Origin of the sequence: Mesorhizobium sp. M0062 (assembly GCF_040323125.1) — a bacterium.
GTDB lineage: Bacteria > Pseudomonadota > Alphaproteobacteria > Rhizobiales > Rhizobiaceae > Mesorhizobium.
In genome coordinates this window covers 1-4,298 of the sequence record NZ_JAMYUO010000058.1, presented here as the reverse complement: position 1 = coordinate 4,298, position 4,298 = coordinate 1, and the positions used below count along the sequence as shown (strand labels likewise).

The 4,298-nt window shown below is 64.1% G+C and carries 2 protein-coding genes; one reads left to right on the top strand and one right to left on the bottom strand.

Going from position 1 to position 4,298, the window contains the following annotated elements; genetic code table 11:
• Positions 1-435 precede the first annotated feature (435 nt).
• Positions 436-2,406: a M23 family metallopeptidase gene (locus NKJ64_RS30390; protein WP_023686664.1), complete on the top strand. Its 1,971-nt coding sequence runs from the start codon at positions 436-438 to the stop codon at positions 2,404-2,406.
• Positions 2,407-2,609: 203 nt separating this feature from the next.
• Here NKJ64_RS30390 and NKJ64_RS30385 read toward each other — a convergent pair whose 3' ends face one another.
• On the bottom strand, positions 2,610-4,139 hold the full coding sequence (locus tag NKJ64_RS30385) for a DHA2 family efflux MFS transporter permease subunit (protein ID WP_031202761.1): 1,530 nt from the start codon (positions 4,137-4,139) through the stop codon (positions 2,610-2,612).
• Between the last annotated feature and the right edge of the window lie 159 nt (positions 4,140-4,298).

Below are 4,298 nucleotides of genomic sequence, written 5' to 3'. Positions count from 1 at the left end.
GCCGCCAGCGGCGCACCGCCCTCGTTCGTGAGGCGTATATAGTCGCCACCAACCAGAACTGTCAACAGTCATCGACGATGTTTTTGAACTTTTTACGACAGAAGTTTTGGCGACGCGGACTGCCCCAAGGGAACATTGGCATTGCCAAAAAGGAGCCCTATTGCCGCCGCATTGCCGTTCGACACCAAGGCCAACAAAGAAGGGCTCGGCGCGGCCCGCGAGGTGCCTTCCTATAAGAGCCAAAGCGGGGTCTGCGCATCACGGTTCGGAGCCTCCTACAAGAGGATAAAGACGCCTCTCTACAAGGGGCTGTAAAACAGAGCGTGTGCGTGGGGATTTCGCCGCTTCGTTGACTTCACTCGCCGTGACAGGCAAATGTCATGGCCCAACAGAAGCGAAAAGCCGTTCCGCCCGGGGAAGAAGCAGCCTTTCTGGATGCCAGACACGGAAGATGTCATAGCCGAACTCGGCAATGAGCCGCCGCTGATCGCGGATGGCCGCAGCGGCCCGCCCGACCGGCGCGAGGTTTCGGCGCGCTGGCTGTCGGGCACCTTTCTTACCGGCGTGACCTCGAGTGTGCTGATGGGCGTGGCGTTGTTTGCCGCCCTTGACGGCCGCCAGCAGCTGGCAACCCCGCCCGAAATCGCCGAACTGGCCCAGCTCGAAAGCGGCGGCGATTCCGGCGAGGTCGCCAAGACCACCAGGCTGGTGGCGCCGCGCCAGATCGCCAAGGCCAAGGACCGCCGGCGCATGGAAGTTTCGATGGTGACCAAGGTCGGTGACCGCGACGTTATCCACACCATGCCGTTCGTGCAGATCAAGATGGCGCTGGCCGCCGGCCACACCACCAACCGCGCCTATCCGCCTTTCGACCCGATGCAGGTGTTCGGCGACGATGGCGACTCGACGCCGGCGCAGCCGGCGACGGCTTCCGCAGTTGGGGGCCAGATCTACGGCGCCAAGGTCGAAAGCGAGATGAGCCTGAAGACGGTCGATTTCCCGGTCGAGACGGCCTCCTTCGACGAGAAAAGCGACCTGTCCGCCGACGAGGTGGAAAAAGTGGTGCGCGAAGCCGGCACCGACCTCAGCGACGGCGCCGTGCAGGTCGCCTCGCTGCATTATGTCGACCCGCAGCGATTCGGCGATGCCTTCGCCGAATCGATGGCCGGCTCCTACGACGTCAAGATCGTGCCGGAAAACGTCTCGGTGGCGCCGCGCGTCGCGCTCGACGACCAGACCCCGGCTTTCGCCGAGGAAATCATTCCCTTCACCAGGGACCGCGACATTGCCGAGGCTTTCGCTGATTCGGGCTATACGGGCGATGACGCCACCGGCATGGCGGAGGCGATCGGCAAGCTGCTCAACGCACCGGCGCTGAAGGCCGGAACCGTGCTGCGGGTCGGGCTCGAGGTACATGGCGACGCCGCCAAGGTCGTTCGCACCAGCGTCTATGACAAGACAACGCACATCGTCACCATCGCGCTCGACGACCGCGGCCAGTATGTGCCGGCGCAGGAACCGGAGCCGAACCCCGAATTGCTGACCGCGTTCGACGATTCGTCGGCACCGGTGGTGGTGCGCGGCAATCTGCCGAACGTCTATGACGGCATCTACCGCGCCGCCTATTCCTATGGCATGTCGAAGAAGCTGACCCAGCAATTGGTCAAGCTCCTGGCCTCCGGCGTCGACTTCCAGTCCAGGCTCAATCCATCGGACCGCATCGACGTGCTGTTCTCGCAGCCTGACGGCGACGACCAGGCCTCCGACGAATCGGAACTGCTCTATGTCTCGTCGACCTTCGGCGGCCAGACACGCAATTTCTACCGCTTCCAGATGCAGGACGGCTCGACCGACTATTTCGACGAGGATGGATCGAGCGCCGAGCAGTTCCTGCTGCGCAATCCCCTGCCGGCCGGGAAATTCCGCTCCGGCTTCGGCGCCCGCCGACATCCGATCCTCGGTTATGTCCGCATGCATACCGGCGTCGACTGGGCGGCGCCGATCGGAACGCCGATCATCGCCGCCGGCAACGGCACCATCGAAAAGGCCGGCTGGGCCGGCGGCTACGGCAAACAGATCATCATCCGCCATGCCAATGGCTACGAGACCTCCTACAATCACCAGAGCGCCTTTGCCAAAGGCATCGAACCGGGCGTTCATGTCCGCCAGGGCCAGACCATCGGCTTCCTCGGTCAGACCGGCCTCTCCACCGGTCCGCATCTTCACTACGAGCTGATCGTCAACGGCACCAAGGTCGACCCGATGCGCGTGCGTCTGCCGGTCGGCAAGGTGCTGAAGGGCGACGACCTGGTCGCTTTCAAGCGCGAGCGCGAGCGCATCGATGAACTGCTCAAGCAGGAAGACAGCAATCCGCTGAAGGTCGCGAGCGCCAAGATCGAAGGCTAATGCATGTCGCCCAGAAGTGTGCCGCGGCTCTGGGACAAGGACATGTGTCAAAACAAAGACTTAAAGCGCGTCGTATGAATCCGTTTCAGCGCGACGCGCTTTAAGCCGTCACACTCGACGCCGGCGAATCATAATCGCCCCATCAGAGCATTCCGAATCGGGTCGGCTCCGAATCAGGTCGACTGCTCCTCTTCGGCTCGTGACTAAGGCAGCTTTTGCCCCGAAACGGTGGCCCAGGCGATAATAGCGGCAAGGAGGCAAAGCACGGCCGTCACTGTCGACACGGCCGCGAACGCCGCATCGCTGGCGGCGAGCCGTGTTGCATCAAGGTCTGACGCCAGGCCGGCCAATGCCGGTTCTCCGAACCCCGGAATGCCCGGCCTGACGCTGGTATCGAGCATCGTCGAATAGACCCAGGCCGCGAGCGAGCCCATCGCCGCCACAGCAATCAGCCCGCCAATGCGCGAAACCGCATTGTTGATGCCGGAAGCGGCGCCGGTATCCTTGTCCTCGACCGCGGTCATGACCGCCGTCGACAGCGGCGACACCACCAGCGCCATGCCGAGCCCCATCACCGCCATCAGCGGAAAGATACCGGTCCAGAAATTGTGCATGCCGGCATGAGTGAGCAAAGCCAGCCCGGCAAAGGCGATGGCGACCACCAGGCAGCCGCTGGCGATCGGAAAACGCGGACCGATGCGATCCGACCACTGGCCGACGAGACCCGACAGCAGCGCGATCAACGCCGACAGCGGCAGGAAGATGAAACCGACCTCTTTGGTGCTCAGCCCCCATCCGGCGATCAACAGCATCGGCAGGTAGAACAGATTGGCCGACAGCGCGAAATACAGGAAGAAGGTGGCGAGGTTGGCGCCGGCGAAGGCGCCGATCCGAAACAGCTTGAGATCGATCATCGGCTCGCGCTGCCGAAGCTCGAAGACGATGAAGATGATAAGCAGCACGGCGCCTGCGGCGATGCTCGGCCCCGACATCAGCCCGCTGCCTTCGGCGCTCATCGAGGTCAGTCCGTAGGCAAGCGCCCCGAAGGCAAGCGTGGCGAGAGCGGCGCCGCCGAGATCGAGGCTTCGCTTCTCCGTCGGCGCGTCGGCGGGAATCTTGGCCAGCAGGAGATAGATCGAGATCAGCCCGAGCGGCAGGTTGACGGCGAAGATCGCCCGCCAGATACCGCCGCCAAAGGCCGACAGGACGAAGCCACCGAGCACTGGACCGAGCGCCGTCGTCAGCGCCGAGGCGGCGGCCCAGATGCCGATCGCCCGGCCGCGCTCCTTCTTCGGATAGGCCTTGGCGATGATGGCGAGGCTGCCCGGCACCATGATCGCCGCACCAAGGCCCTGAATGGCGCGAAAGGCGATGAGCACCAGCGCATTCGGCGCCACCGCGCAGGCCAGCGAAGCGACGATGAACAACGCAATGCCGGCAACGAAGGCGCGCCTGAGGCCAAACCGGTCGCCGGCGGCGCCGCCGGCCAGAATCAGCGCCGACAGCGTCAGCGCATAGGCGTTGGAAATCCACTGGACCTCGGCCAGGCTGGCGCCGAGGTCGACGCGCATTGCCGGCATGGCAATGGCCAGGATCGACCCGTCGATGAAGCCGAGCGCTGACGCAAGGATCGCCGCAACCAGCACGAACTTGCGCTGCGACTGCGGGCAAAATGTACCGTTGGAAAGCGACCTGGTCAGGGGAACGGCTGCGGCTTCACTCGGAGACTTCATCAGCGCCTGCTTAGACTTGTTGCGGGCCGGCAACAACCAGCCAGCGCCCTGCGCTCATGAATCCAGCTTAGATGTGGGGCGGCCGGTTTGGGGGGGCGCCAAGACAGCCCGGGTGGGGTGTGGTTTAAACAAATGCGACCCCCCCCCACCGCCGCTGGG

Coding starts and splice junctions, on each gene's coding strand:
- NKJ64_RS30390 (WP_023686664.1), top strand. CDS start 436: ATGCCAGACACGGAAGATGTCATAGCCGAACTCGGCAATGAGCCGCCG.
- NKJ64_RS30385 (WP_031202761.1), bottom strand. CDS start 4,139: ATGAAGTCTCCGAGTGAAGCCGCAGCCGTTCCCCTGACCAGGTCGCTT.